This window comes from Sphingomonas psychrotolerans (assembly GCF_002796605.1).
GTDB lineage: Bacteria > Pseudomonadota > Alphaproteobacteria > Sphingomonadales > Sphingomonadaceae > Sphingomonas > Sphingomonas psychrotolerans.
On record NZ_CP024923.1, the window covers coordinates 453,598 to 480,591 of the forward strand.

The window sequence follows — 26,994 nt, forward strand, 5'->3', positions numbered from 1 at the left end:
CCCTGCCCTCCTCAACCTGAATGACGTGACGCGGCGATCGTGCCGCCGATCTGGAACCCGGCGGCGAGATGGCCGGGGAATGGAAGACCGCGAGCGCGCTCGACTGCGGGATCGCAGGCGCACGGATCACTTGCTTCCGGGCCTGGAATGACGATGTCGCCGATCGCGCCGTCGACGCCGATGCCGCCGGCGGCGCCGCGGCCGAAATCGATCGCGACGCTGGTGTGCGCGGGCTTCATCGTCTCGACGATCCGCCTGACGGTGGCGCGCGCGGCGGCGCGGTCGCGGTCCTCCGCCAGCCGCACCGAGACAGTGAAGCGATGCGCGAAATTGACCGGGTCGATCGCGGCGCCGCCGAGCGGGGCCACGCCCAGCGCGCCGCGCAAGCCGAGCTCGATCGGGTCAGACGGACGCTGGCGGAAACCTTCGGTGATGGTGGGGGGGTGGCCGGTGTAGATTTCGATGTAGCGCGCCAAGGAGGCGGGCGTGCCGCTGCCGGCCTGCAGTTTTGCGCCTTCGAGGACGAGTTGTCGCTGTCCCTCGATCGGCCATGACGGATCGAATGCGAGATCCAGCCACGCGCCGACGAACCTCAGCCACTCGGCATCCGCCGCTTGCGGGTTGAGCAGGCGCGACACGCTTTCATACGCGGTCTCGATGCGCGTGAGATCGCCCTCGAACAGCGTGAGGAAGCGTTCGAGGAAGTTCGCCCCGGGCGCCTCTTCGGCAGCATCGCGGCGCGAGAAGATCGCCGGAAGCCAATGGAGCAGGCTCGGCCGGGGAGCGATGAGGCGGAGCGCGCGCACCGACGGCGTTGCAGTCGCCTCGACCGGCAGCCCGACCCCCTCGGCGGGGCGGACCGTCGCCCCAATCAGCCGCAGCCGCACCCAGAGATACCGGCCTCGATCGGTCGCCGCCGGATCGGCGAACTGGACGCCCCGCCAATCGGCCGCAGTGACGTCGCCGGCCAGCGGAGCGGTCAGCCAGATGGTGCGGCTCGCCGGATCGAGGGCTGCTATCGCGGGGGTCTCGATATGCACATCGCCGAACAGACTGACATGGGTGCCGGGGGGCGTGGCTTCGTGCGGTAGATCGGCCTCGACGACCAGTCGCCCGGTCGATTCCACGAGTGTCAGGGTGGCACCGATAAAATCGATTGCCGCTCCGGGAAGCGCGACATCGAGCGCGAACGACACGGGTGCGTCGTCGAGCGCAATGACTTCGAAGCGCGAGGCCAGCGCGCCGAGCCGGACCACGTCGCCCGGCTTGAGCAGCATCGCCAGCGCGTGGGGCAGCGCGAGCGGCTCGGGCTGACCGTCGCGGTTGAGGCCGCCGAGCCCGATCGCGGCGAAATCCAGGTCGAGAAAGCCGAGATCGAGTGGACCATAAGGCAGCGGGATGCCATCGCGCGCCGCGAGCCGGGCGGAGGACGGCGCGATGAAGTCGGCCGACGCGCCTCCCGTGGCGAGAGTCGCGGCGGTGTCGCTCGCCGCCGTAATGCGCGCTTCGAAGCGCCCGCCCGCAGCCGTGGCAAAGGCGACGAGGTCACCGACCGCCAGCCGCCGCGCGGCGCCGGCGGGCAGGGTGAACCCGGCGGCGCCGCCGGGCGCGTCGTCGCCAAAGCGGTGAATCACCGGCGTGGCGCGATCGAGGCGACCGAGGCGCGACAATGCCCAGCCGCCGGCATCGGGCAGGATGAGACGGTCGGCTTCCCCGTCGCGCAGATCGCCGGCGACCACCGGGACCGGCGCGCGCGGCGACCATATCCGCGCGGACGCGGTATTCGCGTTGGACGCGAAGCTCTGAATGCTGAGCGCGGTGCCCGGCGGCAGATCGGCGTCGATGGCGATCCTGTGCCAGGCCAGATTGTGGACCCCGCCGTCGATCGGCCCGAGGACGATCTCGCCCTCCGCGCCGAAACGCCCGGCGAGCGGAGCCCAGCCCGGCAGCGTGCCCGCCGACGGCCAGGCCAGTGCCTCGAGCGGGGTGCCGTCGGTGCACATATGCCACAAGGCGGGCCGCGCGGGATCGAATATCGCGAGCGTGCCATCGGGCAGCACGGCGATACCGAGCGGCTCGGCTTCCGGCGGCAGTGTCCAGTCTTCCCCGGTCCATGGGTCGCTGCTTGCGAGCGGATGGACCCCGGCGGCGGCGAAACCGCTGGTGAAAACATGCACCGAGCCGGTGCCGCGATCCGCGACGTAAATGGCCCCGTCTTCCGCGACGGCGACGTGCACGGGCGTCACCAGTCCCTCGGCCAAGACCGCGAGCACAGCGCCCGCCTGAGGCAGCAGCACTTGCACGCGCGCATTTCCGGCATCGGCGACGTAGACGCGCCCGGCTGCGTCGACGGTGACTCCCGTCGGCATATCGAAACGGCCGGTGGCGAAGCCATGACCACCGATCCCCGGAACGGCGCTGAAACCCTCCGCGCAGGGGCCCCGCTGGAGCAGGAGATCGCGATCGGTATCGACAGCGTAGAGCGTGCCGTCGGGTGCGGCGACCGCCGCATTGGGCAGCCAGGGCGCATAGAGCGAGGGCTGGGCGATCGGCGTGAGTTCGAGCGCGGCGTTTCCTGCGTCCCATGTCAGGCCCGAGGCTGCGCCGGCGCGCCAATCGGCCGGATAGCGGACGAGCGACCAGGTCGAATCATTGGCGTCGCGCCCGGGGCGCAGCCGATCGAGGAGCGCCTGCGCGGTCATGGCGCGTCCACCACGGTAACCGTGAGGCTCGACGCGTCGACGAAGGGCACTTCATCGCCGGCGAGATCGATGCTGTCGAAGTCTGCCGCGTTCTTCGGGCAATTGGTCAGCCGCAGAGCGACCTGGCGCTCGCGGCGCCAGGCGAGAAAGCGCTCGGCGTGATCGGGGGTCTGGCCATCGAACAGGCAGGAGACCGCCTCGACTCGTTCGACCCCGGGCACCCGGAAGATCTCGGCGACCAGATCGGCGTGGTGGAGCAGTTCGCCGAAACCCGATCCCGCGCCGTCGCGGCCGCCGGTGAGCACGTGGAAGCGGCGCTCGAGCGCCGCGCCGATCGCCTCGCGCAGGGCGGTCGTGGTGTAGCCGGGGGCAGCCCGCACGACGACTTCGAAATCGAACAGCCGAACATATTGCGGCGTGGTGACATGGACCTCGGTAGTCAGCAGCCGCAGCGTGTCGAGATGCGCCGCGACGGCAGTGAGCTCTCCGGTGGTCGGCATGGGATAGGGGCCGTCCTGTTCGGGGACGACGATGACGGTGAGTGCGCCGGGGGTCTCGGCGGTGAAGTCGATGCCGGGGGCGTCCAGTCCCGCCTCGACATGGCCTTGGGGGAAAGGTCGATGAAGCGGCACGACCATCGCACGGGCGACGCGGACGCCCGGGGCGGCGAGCGCTGCATCGACGAAATCGGCCTGGGTAACCGCACGTCCGCGTGCGCGGAAAGCATGGGGTGCACGCGCCTTGGCGGCTTCCAGTTTTTCGGCGTCGCGACCGCCGCGCGCCGGCGTGACGTTGACCGCGCCGGCGAGCGTCGCCGGGAGCCCCGCCGGCTGGCTGACCGCGCCGGTGTCGACATCTCCGGCAAGCCCGCCACCGTGGCGATAGGCGGCGGCGATGACGATCTCGTCGGCTTGCGGCGGCCGGCCGCGGACGCCGTCGCCGAACAACACCACCCCCGCTTCGGCATCGAGCACGAAGACGGTCTCGTCGGGTCCGGCGCTGTCGAAATCCTCGACCTCGCGCCAGGCGGTGATCGCGTCGTTGCGGCCCTCGTCGCGCGTGGTCAGTGCCAGCGTGCCCGCCGCGACATTGGCGTTGCCGAGCGAGAAGACCTGCCCGGTCCGCCCGTTGCCGCGGCCCAGCCGTTCGCCGCGTATCGTGGTGAGGTTGGAGGCGGTCGTCATGTTGAAGCCGAGCGCGCGAACGCTCACTCGCGGCGCCACGCCGAAGCGGATCCGAATCCAGCCGCTGACCGGGACCTCGGCGGGGGTGTCGTCGACCGGGGTCTTGAGCGCGCCGACGAGCGGGTGCGGCATGTCCGGCTCGACCTGGCGCCATTCGGCCGCCGGAACCGGCCCGATCGATATCGGCACATCGAGGCGTACCGATCCCGAGCGCGTCCAGCCGTCTGTGGTGTCCGCAATCACCGAAAGCGGATCCCAGCTGCCGGCGGCGATGCCGGGCGCGGGGGGGCGATAATAAGCATATTCGACGATCAGCGGCCCGGCTTCGAAGGCATTGACGATCTCGAGCCGGGATTCGCCGCAGCGCACCTGATCGTCGACCTCGGGCTCTTCGTCGCTGTCGATCTGCAGCCCGAGCGTCGCGCGGGCGCCCTTGAACCCGGCGGATCGCGACTGGTTGAAGGCGAGCGCGAGATAGAGCGTCTTGTGCGTCTGCTCGCCGGGTTTGAAGAACAGCGGCACCGGCTGCGTCGGCATCGTCTTGAGCTTTGGCGTCTTGCCGTCCCAGGCGACCGAGAAACGTTCGGCGACATAGAGCGCGGGGTCGATTCCGGCCGCGGTCGGGCCGGTCTCGCCCGTGCCGTTGATGTCGAGCAACCCGTCGCGTGCGGTGACGATCGCCGCGAGCTGCGCCGGGAGGACGTCGAGCGGGGAGTCGGTCTCGAATATCGGCGGCGGGTTGGCGGGGCCCTTCGCCGTGATGCGGGTCCCCGCGGGGACCAGCACGCCGTTCGCCTGTTCGGGTTTGGTGAGCAGGAACGCCATCGACGTCCGCGCCGCCGCGGCGGGGCGCAGCCGCACGCCGACGAGCTTGAGGAACTCGATATAGCTCTTCTCGGGAACCTGGTTGAGCCGATAGCCGACCTGCTCGGACAGCCAGGCGAACAGCTGGATCATCGCGATGCCGGGATCGCTGTCGTTATGATCGGTCCAATCGGGCGCGACGACCGGGATGCGGGCGCGCAGCATCCGTTCGATCGACGCGAAATCCAGATCCGCGAGATTGGGTGAGACGATCGGCATGACCTACCCCGCGCCGTTGAGATAAAAGGGGAAAACCCGGTTGTAGAAGGCGTTGGAGCGGCGAACGACATAGTCGATCTCGATCTCCATCAGATTGGGTTCGTCGTCGGCGGCGCGCGCCTGGACGCGCTCGACCGTGATCCGCGGCTCGAAATCGGTGAGCGCGCGGCGCACCGATGCCTCGACCCGGCGATGGGTGACGTCCGAATTGCCGGCGAAGACATAGTCGCGCAGGCCCGCGCCGAAAGCCGGCTTCATGACGCGCTCGCCAGGCGAGGTGCGCAGGATGATCTCGACCGCCTGTTCGACATCGTCTTCGTAAAAGGCGAAATCGAGCTTCCCGCTCGCGCCCGGCCGCACGGGGAAGGACCAGCCGACCCCCAGATACGGGCGGGGGCCGATTTGCCGGGGATCGCCATTGGCCATCGTCAACCTCCCACCAGCACGGTCGGAAAGCCGGCGAGGACCGAGCCCTGGGCATTGCCATTGTTCTGGCTGGTGGTGTCGAATTGTCGAACCACGCCGTTGCCATCGGCGAAGACCGTCGCCGAGCCGCCGGTGAATTCCACCTTGCCGCCGAATTTTCCGGCGACCGCGTTGCCCGCCGCATCGCCGGTGGTCGACGGGATGGTACTGGCCTTGGTGACGACGGGACTTCCGCCGGCCTTTACCGTCGGCGAGGTCCCCGCGGCGCTGCTGAGCTGGCCGATCGAAGGGTAGGGGATCGGCACTGGCGGTCCCGGCGGTGCGGGCGTCATGCACACATTGGGGAAGGCAAAGGCGATGCCGCCGGCAGTGGTGGTTATCGGGCGTCCCATCAGTGCACCGTCAAGGTCGCGGTCTCCAGCCGCGCCTCCCATGCAAAGGATGCGCGCCAGACCAGCAGGAACTGCGCCGCGGTCCGATCGACCACGATCGTGTCGACCTGCGGCACGAGATCGACCGGAGGGTCGAGCGGGGCGCCGTCTTCGGTGACGGTCAGCACCGGTGCGGGCGGGATCGTCAGGATCGGTACGGCGGCGCCGACGGAGGGTGCGAAACTGAGCCGGGCACCGGGAGCGAACGCGGCTTCGCCCGGGAGCGGAGCGCCGTTGAGGAACCCGTTGTCGAAACTGCGCGGCAAATCGAATTGCTTCGGATCGAAACCGAGCAGCGAGGCGGGATCGTTCGCGGCGCCCGGATCCCCCGCCAGCGTCAGCCGCCCCCCTCGCCGCGGGGACGGTGGCCATAGGTGCGGGGCAGCGATGCGCCGAAGCCGGCGCCCCGATCGATGGCGACACTGCCGAAATTGGTCGCGGCAATGGTGGCGGGGAGCGCATCGGTATCGGCGATCTGCGCCGCGCTCAGGAAGGTTGTGAGGTCGGCGACGATCGCGACGTCGGGAACAGGCTTCCAGACCGCGATCTCGGCTTCGTAGCGGAACGGGCCGGATTCGGTCTGGCCCGCGAAGGGCTCGTCTTCGGTCTTGACCTCGCCCGCGGGCAGCGACGCGCCGGCGAAGCTCAGCACGGTGCGGGTGACGATCACGCCGCGTTGCTCCGCCGCCGGCCCGACCTGGCCCGGAGGCGCGCGGAAGCCCAGCAGGAAGAAGTGGGGCGGCGCATCGGGACCGGCTTCGACGATCATAAGCTCCTCAATTCAGATTGATGGCGGCGCCCTTCACCGTGATGCCGGCAGTCGACATCTCGATGGAGGTGCTCGCGTCGAATTTGATGGTCAGCGTCTTCGCTTTGTCGTCGAGCACCACTTCCATCCCGCCCGCCGACTTGAGCTTGAGAGCAGTGGCACCCTGGGTGTCGTCGAAGGTCAGGCTGCTGCCCTCGCGCGACTGGATGATGCGGATATTGTTGTCGGCGGAAGTGTCGGCGTCCGCCGGCGGCTTGTCCTGATCCGACCACAGGGCGCCGAGGATCACCGGCTGATCCAGATGCCCCTCGATGAAGCCGACGACGACTTCGTCGCCGACCTCGAACGGGAAATAGCCGCCGCGTTCGCCGCCGGCCATGAACGCGGCGGCGCGTGCCGGGGCGGATTCGGACCGGACCGCGCCGCTCAGCCAGGTGAGCACATAGGTGCCGTCATCTTCCTTGCGGACGATCTCGGCGTAGCGAAGCCCGGGCACCGGGCCGCGGCTCGCCCGGGAGTCGATTTCCTGCAGGAGGGTCGAGGCGAAGTCGGTCATCGCCTCACCCGCTCGGATAGTTGCTGGGGTTGAGCATGCCCGGCCGCTGGAGATCGGCCTTGGTCGAATAGCCCGCCGCCGACAGCGTGTGGATCGTCTTGGTGACGTAATAGACGCCGTCGAACGGGGCATAGAGGCCGGTCAAATCGACGTGGATGCCCGGCTTGAGCGGCGGCGCGCCGAGCGTGGTAATCTCGGCGGTGAGGAACTGCCGTGCCGATTTGCGCAGCGTCGCCATCGCCGCGCGGCGGGCGCGTTCCTCGTCGATGTTGGTGGCGGTCACCGTGCCGATATTCGCCTGCGGCGTGCGGCCCTCGGCAGCGAAGGCGTTGGCGCGGACGGTTGCCGCGTTCTGGGGCACGACTCCGTTGGCACCGGCGAGCAAGTCGTTGATCGCGTCGGCCATCGGCACATTGACCGAAAAGCCGCCGCGGCCGCGCGGCACGCTGCCCGCGGCGGTGGCGGCGGTGAGCACGTCCCAGACTTTGAAGCTGGGCTTGAACTCGACGATGTCGCGGCCCCAGAGCAGCGACAGCGGCGTCGCGGTGCCGGCCGAGCGGCAGGGCTCGAAGTGCAGGCTGACGGTGCGTTGCTGGTCGTCGCGGACCTGGCTGCGATCGTCGAAATCGACGAAGACCTCGAAGTCCATCCGCTTCGCCATCTCGTCGATGAACTCGAGATGGGTCTTGGCCGGATCGTGGGTCAAAGTGGTGAGCGGCGTCGCGAAGGGATTGGCGGGCCGCGGGCTGGCGAGCGAGAGCCCCGCCGACGCCGTGGTCAGTTCGGCGTCGACGATGTCGATCTCGTGCCGGTCGGTATAAGGGGGCAGGGTCTGCGGCTTGACCTTGAGCAGGCTGAGGAAATCCTCGCCATTGAGCGTGACCAGCGCGCCGGCGGCAGGCGGGAACACGAAGTCGATGTCGGTGATCCGGGCGAGGATCATCGGAGTCCAGCCTTCGTCGGCGTAGCGCATGTCGACGCGGACCCGCGAGCCGAAGGTCAGGGTGTCGAGCCGGTTGTACCGCCAGATCGGCGCGATCGGCCGGTTATGGGCGTCGTGGCGCTGGTTGTTGAGGACGATCTCCACCTGCCCGACCTCGCTCGAGGCGGTCAGCGTGACGGTGACGCTGACGATGTCGGCGTTGACCGGCTGGTTGTTGATCAGGATCGGCGTGCCGTCCTCCTTCACCAGCCGCGCCTGGGGCGCGAAGAATTTGGTGCCCGGGCGGAAGCTGGCGGTGGCGGGAGCGAGGCCCATGGTCAGCCCCGCATCCGCATGCCGTTCCGCAACTCTTCGCGGAGCAGGTCGGAGATGATCGGGCGGAGCAAAGCGCGCAGCCGCGCGACGTCGTCGCCGGCGCCGCCGATCGCGGCGGGGGGCGGTGACGCCGTGATGACATCGGGCTCGAAGGTGACGGTGGTCGCCATCGTGCCGATGCTGAGCTGCGGATCCCTGGCGGGCGCGGTCATAGCGGCGGCACCTCGAGCAACTGTCCCGGCACCAGCAGGCGCGGCCGGGCAATTCCGTTGGCGGCGGCGAGCACCGGCCACAGCGCCGGATCGCCATATTCCTCGGCCGCGATCAGATCGAGCCGGTCGCCCTTGCGGACCGCGCGGTTCTTCGCGCGATCGGGCGATTGCGGATTGATCTCGGTATATTGGAGGTTCGCCGGGGCATATTCCTTGAGCTTGACCGTCACCCGGGCGCGCAGGACGTGGCCGGCGGCGTCGAACACCGAGAACTTCTCCGAGAACTCGAACATCACGCCGGTGAAATCGGTGTCGCCCCAATGGAAGCGGCAGACCGGCGGGGCGTGGAGCTCGCCATCGATCGTGACGAAGGCGCGGATCGCCGCGAGCCGCGTGGCGAGCGCCTCGCCGGTGTCGGTCTTATCGAGGAACAGTTCGACCGCGAGCGTCTTCGCCTCGCCCCGTACGAATTGCAGCAGCGGCGTGCGCAGCCCTGGCACCGAAATGTCGGGATAGAGCATGTTGGTGGCGATGGTGTAGCTGTCTGGGTTGACCAGCACGGGAATCGGATCGGCATTTGCTACCGAGACGTTGGTCAAAGTCGCCTTGACGAGAGCCATGCCGCCAGCCCCCTCAGAGACCGGAGAGCGCGACGGCGCCCGCGCCTGAAGCAGCCAGGCCGGCCGCGCCGGCGACGCCGATCAGGCCCGACACCGCGGAATTGAGATCGGCGACGCCCGGGATCAGCGAGAGCGACAGCCGCTCGATCTTTTCGGGGTGGAGCTCGATCGTCTCGATCGCAATCGCGTTGCTGTCGCCGCCTTCGCGCGCATTGAGCTGCGGCCCGCTGATCTTGGCCGGCAAAGCGTTGTGGAAGGTCCAGGCGGCGACCGGGAAATGCTCGAACGGCAGCGAGATTCCGGGGGCATCGAACAATTGGCGCGTGTCGAGCGAGATGATCGTGCCGCTCTTGCGCTGCTTACGCTTGCCCGTGATGACCTGGTGGTGCCAGTCCCAGATGTCTGTGTTGAAAGTGACGCCGCGGGCCATGACGATCTTGGCGTAGGTGGCGCGAGTGAAGTAGCGCTTCTCCTCGTCATTGGCTCCGCCTTCGTTGACGGTCTCGAGCGTGTTGACGCTTTCGAGGCCCTCCACGGATGAAAAGCCGCCGGCGAGGAAGGACGCGGCGAGGCTGAGCACCGCCGAACCGATCGTGCCGAGCACGCCGCCGAGCGCGGTTTCGTTCGATGCCGGCGTATCCCACATGGTCACGAAGAAATTGACCTTGAGGACCGGTTGGACGAGCGGGAAGGTCATGCCGCCGCTGCCCTTTCGATCACGCCCGATTCCCGGCCGATGCGGAAGACGATGAACTCGGCGGGGGCGGCGAGCGCGATGCCGATATTGCAGACGAGCTGACCCTCGGGCGTGTCGGGCACCGGCGGCACCTCGACGAAGAAGGCTTCCTCGGGCGTGGCGCCCTTGAGCGCGCCGTCGGCGAAGATCCGCAGCAAATAGTCGGTCATCAGCTGGTGAAGTTTGATGCGCAGGATCGCAGTATTGGGCTGGAAGGTCATCGGCTGGCCGATCACCTCGGCGCTGCGGCAGATCGCCGACAGGCAGCGCCGGGCATTGACGAAGGACAGCGCCTCGCCGCGCGATCCACGGTCCTGCCACAGCAAGGTCCGGGCGCCCCATAGCTGGATGCCGATGCCGGAGAAGTCGCGCAGCACGTTGACGCCGGCGTCATAGGCAAGAGCGTTTTCCTCGTCGCCGACTTCGCTTGCCAGGCCGACGGCGCCCGATATCGGGCGGTTTGCGGGGGCGGCGTGGGGGCCGATCGCGATGTCGACCTGGGCGTAGATGCCGGCGACCGCGCCGACCGGCGAGCGTTCCTCGACCGACGCGCCCGGGCTGTCCTGCGCCAGCAACCACGGCCAGTAGAGCGCCGCGACGCTGGCGCCTTCGGTGCCCTTGAGCAGCGCGCGCCGCCAGTCGACCGCGCCGTCCGCAGCCCGGCCGGGCGGCGGGGTCAGTATCGCGATCCAGCGCCAGCTCGTGCGGAGCAGGCGATCGATCAGATAGCGCTGTGCCCAAAGCAGATCGCCATCGCCGAACAGCCGCTCGCTCCGTTCGATCTGATCGCCGCTGGCCGGCCCGCGGTCGTTCGCGGGGTTCGCGGCGACGCAAGGGCCGAAGCAGGGATCGCCGGGAAGGTCTTCGGGCGCGCCGCGATCCCGCAGCACCGTAATCCGCGCATCGAGCTCCGGAACCGCGACGATCGACACTTCGTCCTGCCGAAGCAGCAACTCAAGCCCCTGCGGCTCGATCGCATCCACGCCGAGCATCATGTTGAGCAGCTTTTGCGGATCGATCTCGTCGAGGCGCGCCGCGACGTTGACGATCCACAGCCGCCGCCCGCCATTGGCGAAAAAGTCGCGCACCGCGCCATCGAGGACACTGCCAGCCGGCGCGGGCACCGGGTTACCGAAATCGTCGCGGCGGAAGGCAGTGACGTAGCTTTTCCAGTCATCGACGGCGACGGCCTCGCCGACGTGGCGAACCCCCGCGACCCCGACGAATCCGGCGATGTCGGTGCGCAGGCGGGGAAAGCCCTCCGCACGCTCGGCCGGCCGACGATAGACGCCGGGGATCGCATAGGTTTCGCCGAAGCTGCTCATCACGATCAGCTGATGTCCAGCCGCTCGTGCACCAGGCTGAGCTGCTCGACCGCATAGTCGTTGCCCTTGGCCGAGAGCGACGGACCGGTGAGCTTGCTCGGCCAGGCGTTGGTCAGCGACCAGGTCATCGCGGGAGCGTTGCGGTTGTGCGCCTCGTCGAGCAGCTTGATGGTGACCTGCTTGACCGGTGGAAACGTCGTGCCGCCATCGCGCACTTCCTTGCGCCACTCCCACAAGACGAGATTGCCGGTGACTCCCCGCTTGAGCTCCACCGCGGGGTAGGTTTCGATACCGACGATCTTGCGCATCGCCGAGGTCGCATCCGCGCCTTCGCGATAGTCGATCGGCGTGTTCTCGCTGTCGAGGCCGGTCACTTCGGTGAAGGCCGCGACTTCGGTGCCGTCGAATTCGACGATGAAGTTGAAGTTCGAATACGGGTTCTTGTTGGGACGTTCGACAGCCATCGCCGTGCCTCCTCAAATGTTGCGCATCAAGCCTTGGTCGATGCAGTGAACTGGCCGATCCGGAAGATGACGAACTCGGCCGGGGCGACGGGGGCGAGGCCAATCTCGCAGACGAGGCGCCCGTTATCGATGTCGTCCTGGGTCATCGTCGTCTCGTCGCAATGGACGAAGAAGGCCTCTTCCGGCGTCGTCCCGAACAGCGCGCCGGCCTTCCATTGGGTGACCAGGAACGGCGTGATCGTCTCGACCACGCGCTTCCACAGCGCCGGGGCATTGGGTTCGAACACGACCCACTGCGTGCCGATGTCGAGCGAGTGCTCGATGAAGATGAAAAGGCGGCGGAAATTCAGATATTTCCACTCCTGATCGGACGAAATCGTCCGGGCGCCCCAGAGCCGGATGCCGCGCGGGGTGAGGTCGCGGATCAGGTTCACGCCCACCGGATTGAGCACGTCCTGTTCGGCGGCAGTGAAGGGCAAGGCGACGTCGACGACGTTGCGCACCACTTCGTTCGCGGGAGCCTTGTGGACGCCGACACTATTGTCGGTGCGCGCGCAGATGCCCATCGCATAGGCCGCGGGCGGGAAGCTTTCGATCCGTCCGGATTTGTCGTTCAGCGCGCGCAGCCACGGCGCGTAATAGGCCGCATACTTGCTGTCATAATTGTTGCGATGGGCCTGGACTTCGGTGACGTCGGCGGCGCCCGGCGGGCAATCGAGCATCGCGACGCGATAGCGCAGCAATTCGGCATGCGTGATGAGCGCGGCCTGCACCGTCTCGAGCGTGACTCCCGGCACCGCCACCATCGCGATGTCGTCGCGTTCGGCAAGCGCGTGGATGCCGGTGCGTTTGCCGGGGCCATTATCCTCCCCGATCAGAGCCATATCGGTGAGCGCGCTGCCGTTGCTGCCGCCGCCGAGGCTTCGCCATCCGCCATTGGCGGTGAGCGGAGCATCGGCAAAATCGGTTCCCGCGCCCGCAGCCGGAACCACGGTCACCAGCTTCGAGCCGATCTCGGCATCGTTGATGCGGGCTGCGAAGAAGCGCAGGCCGGCGTCGGTGGCGGTATCGTCGTTCCAGGTGAGGCCTTCGAAGGTCTCCTTGATCACATTGTTCTCGGCGACGAGCACGTCGATCTCGCTGGTGCGCAGATATGCGCGACGATCGGCGGTATCGGCAGGCAGGTCGATGAAATTGCCCGCGCCGAGCGCGGGGCCGGCGACGAAAGTCACCGTGCGCGATCCGGCGTCGACGGAAAGCACGATGAGCTCGAACTTCTCGCTGCCGCTGTCGAGCTCGACCTTGGCTCCGCTGTAGAAGCTGGCGGTGGAGGCGACGCGCACTGTGGCCTGGCCATCGGCGACTGCCTGCAGGCCATCGATATCGGTCCATGTCGCGGTGTCGACCGCCGTCGGAAACTCGCCGGCGGGCCGGGCGAGATAGAGGACATTGTCCGCAGCATCGGCGAGGAGGATATGGCCGGTATCGGTGGAAGCGCCGGCGCGGATTGCGATCGCCTCGGGCGAGCCCGCCCGCTGGGGTGCGGCAAAGCCGGTCGCATCGCCGACATACAGCCGGACCAGTCCGGCAGCGGCGACGGTGGCGGTGAGCCGCGCGGTTGGAGGCTCGGCCGCGGTCAGGCCGGAATCGAGCGTGACATGGGCGCCGGGGGCGATCTCCTCGGCGACGCGGACGGCAGAGATGGTGACGTCGCCGGTGTTGCCGCCGCCGTCATCGACCTGCACGATATCGCCGGGGCGCAGCAGCGCCGCGAGGTCGTGTGGCAGCGCGGTCGGGCCGAACGGTCCCGCGACGGTCATGTCGATGGCGAAGGCCGGCGGCGCCGCGCCGAGTTCGAGCGGCGTGTCGAGCGCGCCGCCGCGGTCGATGAGGCGGATCACGCCGCCGCCGGACAAGTCGATCCCCGCGCCGACATTGTCGAACGTGACGTCGCCGTCGGCGACCGCCTGGACGACGCGCCCGCTCGATCCGCCAATGCTGATCGTGTCGCCGGTCTGCAGGCGCCGCAGCGCGGGCGCGGTGAACTCGATCGTCGTCTGGGCCGCCGCGAGCGGCAATCCGGCCGGGGCGATGTCGAGCGTCGGATCGACGCGCCGAGCGCCGGCGGCGGTGAGCGCGACTGCCGGGCGGTCGCGCGGGCGGACGAGCACGCTGATCGCGTCTCCGTCGACGCCGCGGTGGCGTGCCGTGAACTCGGGACCGCCGCCGGGATTGGTGTTCGCCGGGGCGACGCCGTCAACAAAGAATACAGTCGAAACGGGGTCCAGCACGACGCCGCTCGGCAGTTCGCTCGCGGCATCGACGGTGGCGATCCCGCGAACGGCGTCGTAACTCTCCACCGTCAGGGTACGGGTTTGCACCCATGGCGCACTGTCCGCGACGCGGGTGTACACGTTGAGCACGCTGCCGGCCGCGACCGAGCGAAGCGAATTGAGGCGCAGCTGCCGCGTCGGTCCGCGCGCCACGGCGCCATCGACGAGGCGGAGTGCCGTGCCCTGCTCGATGGCGACGGTCGAAGCCAGCGCATCGGCGGCGAGTGCCCGCACCACATAGCAACGCGCGCCGCCATTCTCGAAGAACGCCTTCACCGAATGGCCGAGATAGTCGCCCAGTCCTGCCGGTGCCGTGACCGGATCCCCGAACAGGCGCCGGAAATGGGCGAAGCTGGGCACGAAGACCGCCTTGCCCTCTGGCCCCTTGCGCGCAGCGCCGACGAAGCCTGCGGTACTGGTGCTGACTCCCTGGATCGGCTTTCCGCGATACGAGGTCTCCTCGATATAGACGCCGGGATGCAGATATTCGGGCATGGCAGGGCCTCCTCGATCGATTCAGGTCAGGGTGAAGATCACCCGGGAAATACTGCGGGGAACGACGGCGAAGCCGGCGCCCGGAAAGGGCGTGCCGGCGGCAGCGGGAACGAAGTGTCCGCCCCCAAGGATACGCGGACTGGCATCGGGCCTGAGCACTTCGATGGTGAGCGGCACGAGGCCCGAGGCGTTCTCGGCCATCCGGCCGGGGGGCAGGAACAGGAACTCGCCATTCTGGTCGCTGAGCGTCATCCGGTCGAACGCCGTGCCCTGACGGGCGATGCGGACGGTCTGGCCACCTGCGTCGGGGCCGACGAGCTTGCCGCGCACGCCGAGCGCGCCGACCGGTGCCGCGGCCGTCGCCGTGGGCCAGAGGTCGATTGCGATCCGCGCGGCCGGATCGACGAGCGGCAGCGTGACTTCGGGATCGGCGTCGAAGCGGGTCCAGCCCGCGTGCGTGCGTTGGAACGGATCTCGCCATAGGATGCGGACGGTGCCGCCCGGCGCGCCGATGAATCGATAGCTGCCGTCGCTCTGGCGCGCGCCCGAACCGTCGGCGCGTTTCGCCGGGCGCAACAGGCTGCCTTCAAGGCGCACCGGAAGCTCGTCGGCGACGGGCGTGCCGCTGAAATGATCGGTGAAGCACACCGCGAACGACAGCCGGTGGGCGATAAGGTCGGTCGCGATCATGCCAGTGCCATTTCGGCGTTCACCACCGGCGGGGCCGGCAGCGGCGGAGTCGGCTGGAGGCTGGCGACGCGCACGCGATAGGCGAGCGACAGGCGGTAGCCGAGATCGGTGGCGTCCCAGAGGCGATATTGGGTGTCGATCGGCAGCGGCTGGAGCGCGATTTGCAGTCCGTCATACGGCGCCCAGACCGGCAATGCGACGACGTCGGAAAGCTCGCCGCGGCCGACCTCGGCATGCTCGTACAGCGCCTGCAGGACTGCGCCGAGCAGGCGGGCTTCCTCGCCCGCGGCCTGCTGGTCGCTGGCGATGTCGCCGGGCGTACGCACGCCCCAGGCAGTGATCAGGTAGGAAAGCTCGAGCGGGAGCGGCTGACGGCCCCTCGTGCCGTCGGGGAACAGCGTCTCGGGCAGGTTGCGCAGCTCGGCATTGCCCGAGATCTGATAGAGAAACAGCGAGATGAAAGCATTGGGAGTCGCGCCGAGCGTCGCGAAGATGCCCGCCGAGACGACACCCACGCTGACATTGGCGATGCCGAGGTCGACGAGCTGGCGCTCGATCAGCGCAACGAGCGTGAGCCCCGTGTGATCGACAACCCGGAAATCAGCCATGCCGGCGGCTTCCGCACGGCGCTCGCGCGCCGGTTGTCGACAGGGTCCAGGCTGACGGCATTATCCTCCCCGAAAGCGGCGAATCCGCTCGGCTTCGAGAATGCGGCCACAGCCAGCGCCAACGCAAAGCCCACGAGGGTTCAAAGAAGACCCAGCGGTCGCGGCGGTGCCGGACCGGGCGGAAAGCGATGTGGGGCAGGGGGTTGCGGGTCGAGCGACGCTCGAACCGTCCCGAGCCGCGATTAGCCTATCCCCGGTGAGGGTTCAGGGATCGGCGTCAGCTGCGATCCAGATCCTTGTTGGCCCGCGCGGCATGTCGGCGGGTCGATTTGCGTCGGTACGCCAGCGAGGACGGGTTGGCGCGAAGATCTAGATCCTTCGGCCGAGCCGCTGCCCGGCGAATCTGCTTTCCGCCGTCGCCCGGCTTCCGCGCCGTGCCCATGCGGAGCGACTGGCGAGCCATCCGGTCGCCGCTGAACCCTTGCGCCACATTCTCAACGCGCGGTGCCGACCTTAAGCTCCGGCACAACCGACGAGGATACCGACATGGCAAGATTGCGCGTCGAGGTGGCCCATGACGAGGTGCCGCAGATGTTGCGCGCCATCATTCTCACCGCGCTCGCGAACGCGCCCGATGTCGACATCGTCGACGAGACGCAGACGAACGCGGGCACGCCGCCTGTCGTCGACGTGCTGATCACGGGCAGCGGCGTCGACGCGGGCTTCGCGTTGCGAAGCGGCCGCGCGCGACGTGTGATCCAGATCGACGCGGGCGGGCGCGCCGCCGAACTGCATTGGCTCGAAAACCGCGTGCAGCGGATCGAGCAGCTGTCGATCGAGCGATTGATGGGCATGCTGCGCGACGCGCCGGCGACGCTCGAACATCCGCGGCCCCCGGCGGCGGCGAAATTGCGGCGCCGCTGGCTGCCGGGGCGGCGAGTGACGACCGTGGCGATGATGGCCGAGGATCCGCTGGCGTCGCCCGGAGATGTTGCGGAGCCGCCGCCGCTTGTCGGTCTCGACGGGGCCCCGCTGGAGGTCACGCTTGATCCGATCACCGCGCGGCTGGCGGTACTCGTCACGCGCATCGCCGCCAACCGGCCGAGCACGTCACGACAGGGCGATGCCTTTGCGGCGCTGGCGCAGGCGCTTGGCGGGGGCGGAGCGGCGCACAGCGCCGAACCCCCCGGGCTGACCTTCATCGCCGACCGGTTCGGGCTGAGCGCCGACGAGCGCGACTTGCTGTTCCTCGCTGCGGTGGTCGAGATCGATCCACGCGCGGCGCGGATGGTGGGACTGCTCAACGATCATGCCGGCCGATCGCGACCGATCGCGGGCGTCGTGGCGGACTGGGGCGGCGATGCGCGGACCCTGCTCGAGCGGCTGGCAGGCGACGGCCCGCTGACTCGCTACGCACTGGTATCGCTCGAAGGCGAGGGGCCGATCGCGACGCGCACCGTCGTCGCCGACGCTTCGATCTGGCCGTTGCTGTTCGGCCTCGATCGAAGGCCTCCTTATGCCGTCGAAGCGCTCGAGGGCGCGCTGCCCGAAAAGCTCGAAGCTCCCGAGGCGGTGCAGACCGAGGTGGCGCGGGTGATCACCGGTTTGCAGGGGCAGGAGCCGGCCACGATCTTCGTCGCGGTCGTCGGCGACGAGGAAGTCGGGCGCGGGGCGATCGCGCGCACCGTCGCCGCAAGCCTGAACCGACAGGCAATCGCCGTCGCTGGCGCCGCGCTGCAGACGGCGGCGGCAATCGCCGCGCTCGGGCGGGAGGCGATGATCGCGGAGGCCGCTGTCATCGTCACCGATCCCGATGCGATGCCGGTCGAGCGCTGGCGCGAACTCGTCACCGGGCTGGACGCCCCGCTGTTCGCGGTCGCCGATCCCGATCGGATCAAGCCGCTGCTGCTGACAACTGCACGGCCCGCGATAACCCTCGCCGCGCCGCGCCGCGACTGGCCCCAGCGCATCCGCATGTGGCGCTCGCGGGCGCCGAGTGATTGGCAGCCCGAGGCGATCGACGACATCGCCGATCGTTTCGACTTCGGCAATGCGCGCATCGACGCCGCGCTGGGGCTCGCGACTGCCGAAGCACGTGCCGCCGGCCGGGCGGCGCCCGACGCCGCCGATGCGCGGATCGCGTGCGAGCGGGTTCGCGACACTCGCTTCGGCAGCGCCGCCGAACGACTGGAGCTCCAGTTCGAAGTGAACGACATCGTGCTGCGTGACGAGACGCGGCGTGAACTCGACCTCGCGATCGCCTGGGCGCAGCATGGCGCGCGCTTGTTCGGCGAAGGCGGCCCCGCGGCATCGCTGCATGCCGGTGCCGGTCTGGCATGCCTGTTCACCGGGCCGCCGGGCACCGGCAAGACTATGGCGGCGCAGATCGTCGCCCGGCAAGTCGATTACGCGCTCTATCGCGTCGACCTCTCGCAGGTCGTCGACAAATATATCGGCGAGGGCGAGAAGCGTATCTCGTCACTGTTCAAGGAAGCGGGCCGATCGCGCGTGGCCTTGTTCTTCGACGAAGCGGACGCGCTGTTCGGCAAGCGCACCGAGGTTCGCGATTCACATGATCGCTATGCCAATATCGCAGTCGATCACATGCTGCAGGAAATCGAACGCTTTCCCGGCTGGACGATCCTCGCGACCAATTTATCGGGCAACATCGACAATGCCTTCATGCGCCGCATCCGGGTGCGCGCCGATTTCCCGGCGCCCGGTCCGGCGGATCGCTGTGCGATCTGGAACCGGCTGCTGCCGCCACCGGGAGAACGTGGCGACATCCTGGTCCAGCCGCTCGCCGAACCCTATGAACTGGTCGGCGGCGAGATCCGCAACGCGGTCTATACCGCGCATCTGCTCGCGGCTTCCGAAGGGACGGAATTGGCGATGCGGCACTGCGTTGCCGGGCTGGCGCGCGAGCTCGGCAAGTCCGGGCGCGTGGCGGATCTGGGCGTGCTTGCACCCTGGCTTCCCGAAGGTGCCGCCGGCAGAGCGAGGATCATTCGCGCCGTGCCCGATTGACCCAGATCAACCGCGCCCTCAGGCCGCGTCCTCCGCCAGCGGCTGGCCCCAGCGGTTATATCCCTCGCGCTCGGGATCGGCCCCCGGGCAGCGCTCGTGCGGAAGCTTCGTCTTGCGTGCCGCGACGCAGCCGCAGAGGCGGCACACACGCTGTCGATCCGCGCCGGTTACGCGATAGGCGAGCAGATCGGGCGCTGCCATCAGATTGGGGCAGGCGAGGCATGCCTCGAAACGTGCTTCAACGGTCTCGGCGTCGAGCGTGGCGAAGCCCGATCGCGCCCATTCCCAGAAGGATCTGGTGGCTTTCGCGGTGAGCTCGAGCGAGCTGAATTCCGGCATCGCCTCGGCCGTTTCGGGCGCCTCGCGCTCGGCCTGAGCGAGCAGGAAATCGCGGAAGGCGGGCGTATTGCGACACAGCGCAAGATTGCGGGCATAATCGGGATCGTTGAGCGCTTTGGCAAACACCGCTCCCGATACCGGAGCGCCGAGCCCGAGGAGCGACCCGAGCTCGGTGCGATCCGCCGCGCTGATTCCCGCATTCTCGATCATGCCCGTCAATCCTCCCTGGTGCGTTTGCGGGTTGTAATCACTGCCGAGTTGGGACGGTGGTCCGAACTCGAAAGACGCGGACCCGCGCGGTTCTCGACATGAAGCTCGCGGCCGTTCACGTCCGAATTGAAACTCAATGTATAGTCATACACGCTGCCGCCTCTGCTCGTCCCGGTCTGATCGAAGGTGACGTTTCCGCCGAAGCCGTCGCCGCGCAGCCGCTTGGTCGGTCGCTTGTTCTTCTCCTTGGGGGCGGGCGTGTTCCAGTCACCGGTGACGGCATGGAGGCGGTGGCGCCCGCCCTGCTGACGCCAGCGACTGGCGCGGGTTTCGGCGCCTGACGAGGGCCCCTGATTGTGATAGGCGCCGATGCTCATCGTCGTCTCGCCACCCACATTGGCCAAGACATCGACGCCCACGATCTGCCGTTCATTGAACTGGTGGCGATGGGTGAAGGTGGCGGTGGGGGACACTTCCTTGATCGTGTTCTTGCTCGTGCTGGTGGGGCAGACGAGCTGGAAATAATTCTGAACCGGCAAACCGTGGGTCAGGACTGCGATCTTCTCCCGCCGCCATCCGCCCTCGGAGACGCCGGCGTAGATCAGCTGTGCTTTCCAGCCGGGGCCTGCTTTTTTCTGCACCTTATCGAGAAAAGTGGAGAAGGTAGCGTGGCTGACGCTAGCCATGACCTCGGTCAGGAAAACGACCGTGCCCCGGTGGTCCACCGCCTTTGCGAGCTGGTTCGCCATTTCGGCGATGAACTTGGTGTCGTTTAGCGCCGGGGTGTTCTTGTCCTTGACGTTCCAATGGTGGATCGTGACGCGCCCGCCGTCGTCGGCGAAGGTCGCAGGGTTGTTGTGCACGAACCGATAGCCGTTGAGCGTGTCGGCGGCGCCCGCGGGATCCGGGCTCAGCCAGCGCATCAGCGACGGGGCATAATCGCGCAGCGCGTAGCGATAGAGGCCGGTGGCGGGATCGAATTCCTCCCCGCCGAAGCGGCGGCGCTGGAGAGTCCCACTCGTGTCATCGGCGGTCCAGCTTAGCGAATCGGCGCCGTAAGGGAGATATTCGCGCCACATCAGCGGCGCGCCGCCGGCATCGAGCAGCTGGCGGACCGAGCCCAAGACATCGAGGAGGGGGTAGGACATCGCGGCGGCCGGCCCTCCCTCGGGTGCGCCCGAGATCCAGCCCAGCCATTGTGCGACCGGCCGGCCGGCGGCGGTGACCCGCGCGAGATGTTGCTCGCTGGTGGTGTCGCCTTGCGTGGTGCGGGTGATCTCGAGGGTATCGAGATAGGTGATCTCTTCGGTCCACACCGGGAGCTGGTTGGCGCCCGCAAAATACTGGCGCCGGGTGCGGACGCGGGTGCCGGTGCCCGAATAGATGTGGTCCTCGCGCTCGAAGGCGCCGTCGCCGTCGGGTGAGGTGATGGTGGTGGCGATGCGGTCGAGATAGTTCCACGCGAGCGTATCCAGGCCGGGAAGCGCGGTCTGGTTGCCATTGGCATCATAAGCGAGGGGCCGGCTATCGGAAGCCCCCCCGGTCGTGGTGGTAAGCGAGTCGAGCCGGTTCGAGCCGGCGGCGATAATGAAGCTGCGCGTCCAGTTGGCGAGGCCGCCGCTATGCGTCTCCGCGACGAGATTGTCGCCGGCGTCGTAGTCGAAGCGTTCGGCATAGGGCGTGGGTTCGGCGGCGGGGGTGCCTTCGCGGCCGGTGGCGGTGATCAGCTGGTAGAGCAGATCATAAGTGAAGGCCTGGGTCGGCTGGGCGCCCGCGGGCCGGCCGAGCGGAAGGTCGGCGGCGTCGAGCGCGAACATGACGTTGCCGATCGGGTCGCGATAATAAGTGAGCGCCTGGCGCACGTCCGCCGTGGTCGCGCCGTTGGTGGCGATGCCGGTCAGCTGGAAGGTTCGGGGATCATAATCGAGCGTGGTCGCGAACGCACCGTCGACGCCATAGGCAAGCGGCCGGGCATGAGCGTCGTAGGTGATCGGGCCGATGCTGGTGACGGCCGCGCCGCCCGCGGGGGCGAAGTCGATTGCGGCGAGCAAGCCGCGGACGTTGATCGTCCGCTGCTCGACATTGCCGCCGGCATCGGTGGCGGCGGTGATGCGGCCGAGTGCGTCGAAGCCCGTGCGCGTGACGAAGCCGGCATCGTCCAGCACCGCGAGGATTGACGCGGGGAGTGACAGGCTGGCGAGGGCGCCGGCATCGGGTAAGGCGGTGATTGCGTCGGCGAGGATTTGCAGCGTCGGATCGTCGAGTGTCCCCCAGTCGGGGAGCGCGGCGGGGTCCTTGCGGATCCAGATCGCGTGCGCGCTCTCGAAGCCCTGAAAGGTTGCGAAGGGCGCGAGCAACAGCCCGGCCGAGTCGAGCAGCATTACGGGTTTGCCGCGCAAGTTCCAGCGCTCGGGCGCGGTGAAATAGGGGACGAGCGGCGCGCCGGGAGTGGCTGCGCGGGCGCTGTCGCCATAGAGCGCCCGCATGATTTGCGCCGGTCCGCTGGTCGCGGGGACGAGGTGCTGTTCGGCGGGGCGCCCGAGCTGATCGAAGCGAGAGGTGAGGACATTGCCGATCGCGTCGCGCGCATAGAGCGGCGCGCCGATCGCGTTGGCAAGCGTCCGGCGCGTGCCCGAATCCGCACCGGCAATGCACACCGGTGTGTTGTTCAACGCAAAAGCGACCACGTAATTGGCCACGCCGGTGGCAGCGAGGCGCGGGTCGGCGATGCGCAGCGGATTGCCGCGGATGTCGAGCGTCATCACCGTGGCGAGCAGCGTGCCTGCCCGCTGGATAGCGGCGATATAGGTCGTGATCTTGTCGGCATCGTCAGTGAACGGCGGCGGGAGCGGGAGCGTCCAGCCGGTGGCGCCGGGAGCGAAAGCCATTGTCGGCGCACCGCGGGCATCGAGTTGCCCTTCATCGATCAGCGCAGCGAGAAGGGTGTCGGCCTGGGATTCCGGATAGCCGAGACTTTCGAGGCCCGCCGCGGTGATCAGCCCATCGTTCTGCTGCCGGGTGCGGACGGGGCGGCCGAGTGGATCGAGGCTGGTGCGCGTCGGCGACCCGTCGGCGAGCGCGGCCCGCAGCGCCGCCGCGCGTTCACAGGGGTCGGCATGGGGATCGGCGATCAGCGCCTGATAATAAGGCGAGGATTTGAGCGTGTCGTTCTCGTCATAGACGGCGAAGTCCCACGGCCCCGGGGTGAAATCGCCGTCGGCGGAGACGCTGCCGCGCAATTGCCGGCGGATCGCGCCGAGCGGGGTGAGCGCATGATCGAAGCGGCCGAGCGCGTCAAAATAGAAGATCGTGCTCGCGCCCTCAATCGCGGCTTCGAGCGGATCATAGGCGCACGAACCCGAGAACCAAGGTTCGAAGCGGCGCACCGGATCGCCCTTGGCATTGTAGCGGACCGCGCCGCTCGTGAGCCAGGCAGTCGCGGGCGCGGCGGCCTCGGCGGCCTGACCGCGGACGGGCTGGCCCTCGTCGGTGAAGCTTTTGGTCTGGAGCAGACGGCCGAGGCCGTCGGTGTACACGATCTGCTGGACGATCGGGCCAACGGGACTGCCGGGAAAGGCGCTCGCGACGAGGCTGAGCGCGCCGACGGGAGCGCTGGCGGGCGCGGCCTCGATCAGTGTGGCAACCTGATCGCTGACCGTGGCGAAGAGAGCGGCGAGCTGATAACTGCCCGCGGCGCGATCGCGGCGGAAGCGGGTGCAGATCGCCCCATCCTCGGTCAGATAGCCGCGCGCGATCAGATCGGTCCAGAGTGCCGCGGTATCGATGCTCAGCCCGGCGAGAATCGCCTGCGAGATCAGGCCGCACCAAGCGAGCGGATCGTAGAAATAGGCGGCCTTCATCCCCTGAAGCGCGCTTGCGGGCGCGGCGAGAACGGTGGCGAAATCGGGCGGCTCGGCGGGCCATTGATAAGTCGAGAGCGGTGCGAAGCCCATGGCGGTGCCGCCTTCGCTGCCGTGCGCGGTGAGCGTCGCGACCAGCCCGAGCGCATCGAATGCGACTTCGCACAGCGCCTGGTTGGGATCGCGGACCCGCGCGGGCGCGAGCGCCTGATAGTCGACTGCCTCGACCGTGGTGACATTGCCGAGCAGATCGGCGCTGTGCACGATCAGCAGCGCGCTGGCATCGTAGCTGCAATCGATCACGCCGCCCAGCGGATCGGTGCTGCGGACCGGCAGGTAAAAGCCGTCGGCGCCGGCATAATCAAGGCTGGTGCCGGGGTTCCACCAATAGCCGGCCTCCTCGCCGTTCGAATATGCGCGATAGCCGCCATCGGGGCCGGTCAGCAGGGCGGTCAGGTCCGTCGCGCCGAGCGCGGGGGCATATTGTTGGGTCAGCGCGGCGCATTCGAAGGTCGCGGCCTCGACCATCACCGGCAGCGCCTGCGGCGACAGCGCCGCGCCGCCGGGACCGGGGGCATAATGATGGCGCGTCCACGCGAAGCGCCGGGTCTTCGCGGCCGCGAGCTGGGTGCGCAGCGCTTCGAGGGTGAGATAGCCGTCGGCATCGGGGGTGAGCCCGTCGATCGCTTCCTCGATCTCGTCGCCGACAATGCCGATCAGGCGGAAGCCATCGGTGACGTTGAGATAGCTGGTCAGCTCCTGGGTGGCGATCAGCTCGGCCTGGGCGGGAACCGCGGGATCGGGAGTACGGCGCGGATAAGCAAGCGATACGCTCTGCGTGACATTGCCGAAATCGTCGCGCGCGAGCGTGAAGCCGTGCGAGACGCGCGGATCCATAGCGCTCCGCTCATATTCGTAATGAAGCGTCTCGAGCGGATCGACGCGGAACACCGAGATGCCGCCCGCCGAGGGCGGCTCCAGTTGCTGGATCTGATGACGCACCGTTTCGACGACATAGGGGGTCGCCGCGACGGCGCTGTCGTCGACGCCATAATCCTCCTCGCGGAGCATCTGGCCGCGCAGCGCGAAGCACGCCTGACGTACCGCTTCGGCGTCGCGGGCGACGAATTGCGTCGCGGTGAGGGCGAGCGGGCAGGCTTTGGGGTCGCCCTGGAACCATTCCGGCGCGAGCTGGAGTTCGAGCGGCAGGCCGTTGGGCAATGCGCCGGTGTGGCGCCAGCGCCGCGTGACGTTGGGCGGGGCCTGATAGGCCTTGGCGGCGGGATCATCCTCGGGCGCGGGATCCGGAAAGTCCTCGGCGTCGCGCTCCTCGACGAAGGCGAAGCCGGTGAAGTTGCGCTCGTCGGGATCATAATATCCGTGACGATAAATGAAGCTGCGGGTGGTGACGGTCTCGGCGAGCGCGTCCCGGTCGGTGAGCGCGGCGAGCAGCAGGACCGGCGACGGCGGCGTCGTCAGCCACGCGACTCCTTGCGCCCGATCGCGCATCCACGATTGGGCCGAGGTCGTATAGTCGAGCGTGAGGCTGCGGCCGAGATTGTTGCAGACCTCGACAAGCTGGAAAGGGCGGACGCCGCCGTTGATCGGCAGATAGCGGCGCGGTACCAGCGCCTGGGGCTGAGTCACCACCAGGCAGGCGAGGCCGCTGCCGAGCAGATCGACGAAATCGAGCTGCATCAGCAGATCGGCCGGGGCAGGCAGCGGGAGCATCACCGGATCGTCGAAGCCGTTGCCCGCCCGGTTGCGCCAGACCCGTAACCCATCGGCCGAGAGATAGAGCAGGTCAGCTGCGCCGGTGCCGTCGAGATCGGCGAGATAGAGCCGGCTGGGGTCGAGTTCGCTGTCGAACCACGGCGCGTTGGCCATCGCCACGGGCGCGCCGAAGCGGCCATAGCCGAGATTGGGCCAATAGGTGACCGAGCCGTTGCGGATGCGGACGAGATGGTGCTGGCCCGATCCGCAGATGTCGGCGAAGCGGCGGGCCTCGCCAAGCGCCTCCGGCGCATAAGGCGGGAGGCCCTGACCGGGCAGTCGCACTGTGTCGCCATAGCCGACAGCGCCGAGGCTGGGGGTGTATTCAACGCGATCCGCGGCGATCAGCAGCAGATCGGGCAGGCCAGTGCCCGTCACGCTGACGATCTGGCGCGCCGGGTTGTCGATGTCGACGGGGATGCGCTCGAAACCGTGGAACGGGCCGGCGGCGGCGTCGCTGCCGATTTCGGCGAAGCCGGGGCAGGCCCGCGCGCGCGACAACCATTGCATCCGGCCGCTGCCGGTTACGTCGGCAAGAGTAAAGCCGCCGCCGGGCCATTGCGCGCCGTTGGGGATCGGCGCGACGCGGCTGGGGCCGGCATAGGAGACGCTGGACCGGGCCGGGTCGAGCCGGTCGGGCGGCCAGAAGCGCACGCCGCCATCGTGCGCCTGAAGCAGGCCGGGGATGCCGCCGCCGAACAGATCGACCCAAAGGGCGTCCGCCCCCTGCACCGCGGTGCCGCCGCTGGTGGCGACGTCGGCATAGCTGCCGCGCGCAAGGTCGAAATCGCTGTAGAGGAGCTCGATCGGCGCGAGCGGGGCGGCCGCGCGCGCGCCGTTCGCCACGCCGGCATCGGTGCGGAAGCCGGTCTCGGCGATCCGGGTCAGCAATGTGCGGTGCGGGCTCTCGTCATAGCCGAGGCGGAGCGCAGTCACGAGCAGCGGCGTCGCGCCGAGGGCGTCGGGGAAATCATGGAAGATCAGGATCGTTCGGCAGAGCCGCGCGGTGCGGACCTCGAAACCGGAATCGTAGCGCGAAAAGGGGTCGGCGCGACATGTCCAGCTGCCGGAGGGCTGCCAGGGGTCGGCTGCCGCAGTGTCATATTCGCCATAGTCGAAGGCCGCGTGGAAGCACCAATCGGGGGCGGGGGGCGAAGCGCCCTGCGCAAATAGCATGAGGGAGCCGGTGGTCGGAACGCGATTGCCCCAATGGATTTGCGCCAGATAGCGGTTGGCACGTGAGCGCGGGGCGATGCTCGGATCGCCGGTGCCGTCCTCGGGCTTATAGTCGTAGAGCAGATGGTCGCCGCGCGGGCCGAAGCTCTCTTGCAGCAACCAGGCGAAGACCCGCGCGGGATCCGCGGGATCGGCGATCTGCGCGCTCGGGTCGGTGCCGTAGAGCGAGGTCCAGTTGTCGCCGTCGACGACGCGCCATAGATCGCGCCCGGGGGCGGTGAGGTGGTCGATGGCGGGGAAGCCCTGCTCGAGCCGCGGCCGATAGCCGCGGGTGGTGTAAGTGACTCCGCCGATCACGGCTTGTCCGGGCGGATCAGGGGTGGGCACCAGCTCACCGAACCCGGCGTGCATGAACACGTCGTCGGCATCGTAGCGCGGAATGCGCTTGCTGGTCTGGCGGACGATTGCCGGCTGCCCGATGTCGACGCCCATGCCGAACACGCCGGCGCCGCCGCCCGATTGCCAGCTGAGAGCAAGCGGCGGGGCGATGCCGCGGGCCGGGGGGAAGGGGATCGGGACGCTCAGCGAAGCGCCACCGGCGAAGTCGCCGGCGGCAAGACTCTCGCCCATCCCCGCGACCGGGCCGCCGGCCTTGGACGGCCCGGGGGTGGCGAGCGCGAGCTTTGCCCCGTTGTTCTGATCCCCTCGCGCCACCGT

General features: G+C 68.5%; 19 protein-coding genes. 1 reads left to right on the plus strand and 18 read right to left on the minus strand.

Annotation, left to right across the window (positions count from 1 at the left end):
* Nucleotides 1-11: 11 nt before the first annotated feature.
* From CVN68_RS02005 to CVN68_RS02080, 16 genes are all read right to left on the minus strand, one after another.
* Nucleotides 12-2,702: a phage tail protein gene (locus CVN68_RS02005; RefSeq protein WP_100280719.1), complete on the minus strand. Its 2,691-nt coding sequence runs from the start codon at nucleotides 2,700-2,702 to the stop codon at nucleotides 12-14.
* Nucleotides 2,699-4,969, minus strand: a complete 2,271-nt coding sequence (locus CVN68_RS02010; protein ID WP_100280720.1) for a putative baseplate assembly protein — start codon at nucleotides 4,967-4,969, stop codon at nucleotides 2,699-2,701. Before CVN68_RS02010 ends, CVN68_RS02005 begins: the two co-directional genes overlap by 4 nt.
* Nucleotides 4,970-4,972: 3 nt before the next feature.
* Nucleotides 4,973-5,395, minus strand: a complete 423-nt coding sequence (locus tag CVN68_RS02015) for a GPW/gp25 family protein (protein WP_100280721.1) — start codon at nucleotides 5,393-5,395, stop codon at nucleotides 4,973-4,975.
* Nucleotides 5,396-5,397: 2 nt separating this feature from the next.
* On the minus strand, nucleotides 5,398-5,787 hold the full coding sequence (locus CVN68_RS02020) for a PAAR-like domain-containing protein (RefSeq protein ID WP_100280722.1): 390 nt from the start codon (nucleotides 5,785-5,787) through the stop codon (nucleotides 5,398-5,400).
* Nucleotides 5,787-6,092, minus strand: coding sequence for a hypothetical protein (locus CVN68_RS02025; RefSeq protein ID WP_100280723.1), 306 nt, complete (start codon nucleotides 6,090-6,092; stop codon nucleotides 5,787-5,789). The genes CVN68_RS02020 and CVN68_RS02025 overlap by 1 nt, the downstream gene beginning before the upstream one ends.
* Before the next feature lie 71 nt (nucleotides 6,093-6,163).
* Complete coding sequence (locus CVN68_RS02030; RefSeq protein ID WP_100280724.1) at nucleotides 6,164-6,595, minus strand: hypothetical protein; 432 nt, start codon at nucleotides 6,593-6,595, stop codon at nucleotides 6,164-6,166.
* Nucleotides 6,596-6,602: 7 nt separating this feature from the next.
* Nucleotides 6,603-7,151 (minus strand): phage baseplate assembly protein V, encoded by a 549-nt coding sequence (locus tag CVN68_RS02035; RefSeq protein WP_100280725.1) that lies wholly within the window; start codon nucleotides 7,149-7,151, stop codon nucleotides 6,603-6,605.
* A 4-nt stretch (nucleotides 7,152-7,155) separates the two neighbouring features.
* Entirely contained in the window at nucleotides 7,156-8,409 is a 1,254-nt protein-coding gene (locus tag CVN68_RS02040) for a phage late control D family protein (RefSeq protein WP_100280726.1), read from the minus strand.
* A gap of 2 nt (nucleotides 8,410-8,411) precedes the next feature.
* Complete coding sequence (locus CVN68_RS02045) at nucleotides 8,412-8,621, minus strand: hypothetical protein (protein WP_100280727.1); 210 nt, start codon at nucleotides 8,619-8,621, stop codon at nucleotides 8,412-8,414.
* Complete coding sequence (locus CVN68_RS02050; RefSeq protein ID WP_100280728.1) at nucleotides 8,618-9,241, minus strand: CIS tube protein; 624 nt, start codon at nucleotides 9,239-9,241, stop codon at nucleotides 8,618-8,620. Before CVN68_RS02050 ends, CVN68_RS02045 begins: the two co-directional genes overlap by 4 nt.
* Nucleotides 9,242-9,254: 13 nt before the next feature.
* Nucleotides 9,255-9,938 carry a phage tail protein gene (locus CVN68_RS02055; protein ID WP_100280729.1) on the minus strand — a complete coding sequence of 228 codons (684 nt, stop codon included), beginning with the start codon at nucleotides 9,936-9,938 and terminating at the stop codon, nucleotides 9,255-9,257.
* On the minus strand, nucleotides 9,935-11,302 hold the full coding sequence (locus tag CVN68_RS02060; protein ID WP_100280730.1) for a phage tail sheath subtilisin-like domain-containing protein: 1,368 nt from the start codon (nucleotides 11,300-11,302) through the stop codon (nucleotides 9,935-9,937). The genes CVN68_RS02055 and CVN68_RS02060 overlap by 4 nt, the downstream gene beginning before the upstream one ends.
* 5 nt (nucleotides 11,303-11,307) lie before the next feature.
* Nucleotides 11,308-11,766 carry a phage tail protein gene (locus CVN68_RS02065; protein ID WP_100280731.1) on the minus strand — a complete coding sequence of 153 codons (459 nt, stop codon included), beginning with the start codon at nucleotides 11,764-11,766 and terminating at the stop codon, nucleotides 11,308-11,310.
* A 26-nt stretch (nucleotides 11,767-11,792) separates the two neighbouring features.
* Nucleotides 11,793-14,594, minus strand: coding sequence for a phage tail sheath family protein (locus CVN68_RS02070; RefSeq protein WP_100280732.1), 2,802 nt, complete (start codon nucleotides 14,592-14,594; stop codon nucleotides 11,793-11,795).
* A gap of 21 nt (nucleotides 14,595-14,615) precedes the next feature.
* On the minus strand, nucleotides 14,616-15,284 hold the full coding sequence (locus CVN68_RS02075) for a hypothetical protein (protein ID WP_100280733.1): 669 nt from the start codon (nucleotides 15,282-15,284) through the stop codon (nucleotides 14,616-14,618).
* Nucleotides 15,281-15,892, minus strand: coding sequence for a DUF4255 domain-containing protein (locus tag CVN68_RS02080; RefSeq protein WP_100280734.1), 612 nt, complete (start codon nucleotides 15,890-15,892; stop codon nucleotides 15,281-15,283). The genes CVN68_RS02075 and CVN68_RS02080 overlap by 4 nt, the downstream gene beginning before the upstream one ends.
* Nucleotides 15,893-16,438: 546 nt before the next feature.
* Between CVN68_RS02080 and CVN68_RS02085 the strand changes: the two genes are divergently transcribed.
* Nucleotides 16,439-18,919, plus strand: a complete 2,481-nt coding sequence (locus tag CVN68_RS02085; RefSeq protein ID WP_158298660.1) for an ATP-binding protein — start codon at nucleotides 16,439-16,441, stop codon at nucleotides 18,917-18,919.
* A gap of 18 nt (nucleotides 18,920-18,937) precedes the next feature.
* On the opposite strand, the gene CVN68_RS02090 is transcribed toward CVN68_RS02085, so the two are convergent.
* Both CVN68_RS02090 and CVN68_RS02095 read right to left on the minus strand, forming a co-directional pair.
* Complete coding sequence (locus tag CVN68_RS02090; protein WP_100280736.1) at nucleotides 18,938-19,468, minus strand: hypothetical protein; 531 nt, start codon at nucleotides 19,466-19,468, stop codon at nucleotides 18,938-18,940.
* A gap of 5 nt (nucleotides 19,469-19,473) precedes the next feature.
* Nucleotides 19,474-26,991 carry a SpvB/TcaC N-terminal domain-containing protein gene (locus CVN68_RS02095; RefSeq protein ID WP_158298661.1) on the minus strand — a complete coding sequence of 2,506 codons (7,518 nt, stop codon included), beginning with the start codon at nucleotides 26,989-26,991 and terminating at the stop codon, nucleotides 19,474-19,476.
* Between the last annotated feature and the right edge of the window lie 3 nt (nucleotides 26,992-26,994).

Coding starts and splice junctions, on each gene's coding strand:
- CVN68_RS02070 (WP_100280732.1), bottom strand. CDS start 14,594: ATGCCCGAATATCTGCATCCCGGCGTCTATATCGAGGAGACCTCGTAT.
- CVN68_RS02060 (WP_100280730.1), bottom strand. CDS start 11,302: ATGAGCAGCTTCGGCGAAACCTATGCGATCCCCGGCGTCTATCGTCGG.
- CVN68_RS02015 (WP_100280721.1), bottom strand. CDS start 5,395: ATGGCCAATGGCGATCCCCGGCAAATCGGCCCCCGCCCGTATCTGGGG.
- CVN68_RS02065 (WP_100280731.1), bottom strand. CDS start 11,766: ATGGCTGTCGAACGTCCCAACAAGAACCCGTATTCGAACTTCAACTTC.
- CVN68_RS02045 (WP_100280727.1), bottom strand. CDS start 8,621: ATGACCGCGCCCGCCAGGGATCCGCAGCTCAGCATCGGCACGATGGCG.
- CVN68_RS02075 (WP_100280733.1), bottom strand. CDS start 15,284: ATGATCGCGACCGACCTTATCGCCCACCGGCTGTCGTTCGCGGTGTGC.
- CVN68_RS02010 (WP_100280720.1), bottom strand. CDS start 4,969: ATGCCGATCGTCTCACCCAATCTCGCGGATCTGGATTTCGCGTCGATC.
- CVN68_RS02050 (WP_100280728.1), bottom strand. CDS start 9,241: ATGGCTCTCGTCAAGGCGACTTTGACCAACGTCTCGGTAGCAAATGCC.
- CVN68_RS02030 (WP_100280724.1), bottom strand. CDS start 6,595: ATGATCGTCGAAGCCGGTCCCGATGCGCCGCCCCACTTCTTCCTGCTG.
- CVN68_RS02020 (WP_100280722.1), bottom strand. CDS start 5,787: ATGGGACGCCCGATAACCACCACTGCCGGCGGCATCGCCTTTGCCTTC.
- CVN68_RS02055 (WP_100280729.1), bottom strand. CDS start 9,938: ATGACCTTCCCGCTCGTCCAACCGGTCCTCAAGGTCAATTTCTTCGTG.
- CVN68_RS02085 (WP_158298660.1), top strand. CDS start 16,439: ATGGCAAGATTGCGCGTCGAGGTGGCCCATGACGAGGTGCCGCAGATG.
- CVN68_RS02080 (WP_100280734.1), bottom strand. CDS start 15,892: ATGGCTGATTTCCGGGTTGTCGATCACACGGGGCTCACGCTCGTTGCG.
- CVN68_RS02005 (WP_100280719.1), bottom strand. CDS start 2,702: ATGACCGCGCAGGCGCTCCTCGATCGGCTGCGCCCCGGGCGCGACGCC.
- CVN68_RS02090 (WP_100280736.1), bottom strand. CDS start 19,468: ATGATCGAGAATGCGGGAATCAGCGCGGCGGATCGCACCGAGCTCGGG.
- CVN68_RS02035 (WP_100280725.1), bottom strand. CDS start 7,151: ATGACCGACTTCGCCTCGACCCTCCTGCAGGAAATCGACTCCCGGGCG.
- CVN68_RS02040 (WP_100280726.1), bottom strand. CDS start 8,409: ATGGGCCTCGCTCCCGCCACCGCCAGCTTCCGCCCGGGCACCAAATTC.